Here is a 1,927-nt window from a genome sequence, read left to right as displayed (position 1 = left end):
ATGGATTATTTTCTACAGCAATTGATCAACGGCCTATCGCTTGGGGCCATTTATGGCCTGATCGCGATTGGTTACACGATGGTTTACGGGATCATCGGCATGATCAATTTTGCGCACGGCGAGATCTACATGATCGGGTCGTTTGTGGCGTTGATCACGTTTTTGGCGATGGGGGCGTTGGGGATCACCTGGGTGCCTTTGGCGCTGGTGGTGATGCTGGCGGCGTCGATGCTGTTCACCAGCGTGTATGGGTGGACGGTGGAGCGGATCGCCTACCGGCCCCTGCGCAACTCGCCGCGACTGGCCCCGCTGATTTCGGCGATCGGCATGTCGATCTTCCTGCAAAACTACATGCAGATCCTTCAGGGGGCGCGGTCGAAGCCGCTGCAACCGATCCTGCCGGGCAATTTGACCCTTCTGGACGGCGAGGTTTCGGTCAGCTACGTGCGGTTGGCGACGATCGTGCTGACGCTGGCGCTGATGATCGGCTTCACCATCCTCATCAACAAGACCTCGCTGGGTCGGGCGCAGCGCGCCTGCGAGCAGGACAAGAAGATGGCCGGGTTGCTGGGCGTCAACGTCGACCGCATCATTTCGCTGACCTTCGTCATGGGCGCCGCTTTGGCCGCCGTGGCGGGCATGATGGTGTTGTTGATCTATGGCGTGATCGATTTCTACATCGGTTTCCTGGCGGGCGTGAAGAGCTTCACCGCCGCCGTTCTGGGCGGGGTCGGCTCGTTGCCCGGCGCCATGCTGGGCGGGGTGGTGATCGGGCTGATCGAATCCTTCTGGTCGGGCTATGTCGGCTCGGAATGGAAGGACGTCGCCACCTTCACCCTGCTCGTCCTCGTGTTGATCTTCCGTCCGACCGGCCTGCTGGGTCGGCCGGAAATCGAGAAGGTGTAAGGTCATGACCATGCCGTCTCACGCCGCTGGCGCCCCACATGTCGCCGCCAAGGCCGTCGACTGGTCGGGCAGCCTGCGCGACGCGGGCTTCGCCGCCTTCGTCGCCCTGCTGCTGACCGTTCCGCTGGTCGGTTTGCGCACCATCGACCGCCCGACCGGGCTTGGCATCGAAGCCCGGCCCGAGGAGGTCGTCGCTTCGGTCCTTTTGGTCTTTTTCGGCCGTCTGGGCCTGGGCCTGATCGGCCAGGGTCTGGCGCTGCCGGTGCTGTTTTTGGCGCTGGCCGCCGCCGCCGTCGGTCTGGCCATCCCGCTGCCGACGCAGGTGCTGCGCCTGGTGCTGGTCGCGGGCGGCGGAATCATCGCGTTGCGCGCCGCCTTCGCCGTCACCACCCACCGCTCGAAGCTGACGCTGGCCGAGCGCGACCGCAAGATGGACCGCGTCGCCGCCCAGGTGCAGCACGCCACCAAATACATCGCCCCGGTCGCCTTCATCGGCGCCGTCCTGTTGCCGCTGACGCCGCTGGCCGACCGCCAATTGTTGGACATCGGCATTCTGCTGCTGACCTACATCATGCTGGGCTGGGGGCTGAACATCGTCGTCGGTCTGGCCGGTCTGCTGGATTTGGGCTATGTCGCCTTTTACGCCGTCGGCGCCTATTCCTACGCGTTGCTGGCCCATTATTTCGGTTTGAGCTTTTGGGTGTGCCTGCCGCTGGCCGGTGTGCTGGCCGCCTGTTCGGGCGTGCTGCTGGGCTTTCCGGTGTTGCGGCTGCGCGGCGACTATTTCGCCATCGTCACCTTGGGTTTTGGCGAGATCGTCCGCATCGTTCTGGTCAACTGGTACCAATTCACCGGCGGCCCCAACGGCATCTCCGGCATTCCGCGCCCGAGCTTCTTCGGCATCGCCGAATTCTCGCGCACCCCGGCGGAGGGGATGGCGGCCTTCCACGAGTTGTTCGGCCTGGACTTCTCGCCGCTGCACCGCATCGTCTTCATGTATTACCTGATCCTGGCCTTGGCC

At 63.9% G+C, this 1,927-nt stretch carries 2 protein-coding genes; both read left to right on the top strand.

Annotated features, from left to right (window positions below):
• Positions 1-906 (top strand): branched-chain amino acid ABC transporter permease (locus ACODS4_RS28090; protein ID WP_488869177.1); only part of this gene is annotated, 906 nt, incomplete at its 5' end.
• Positions 907-910: 4 nt separating this feature from the next.
• A partial coding sequence (locus ACODS4_RS28085) for an ABC transporter permease subunit (RefSeq protein ID WP_488869175.1) occupies positions 911-1,927 on the top strand: 1,017 nt, incomplete at its 3' end.

The sequence above is a fragment of the Azospirillum sp. FG154 genome (genome assembly GCF_057809575.1).
Note: the sequence above shows the minus strand (reverse complement) of the source record. Positions and strands in the feature narration are given on the sequence as shown.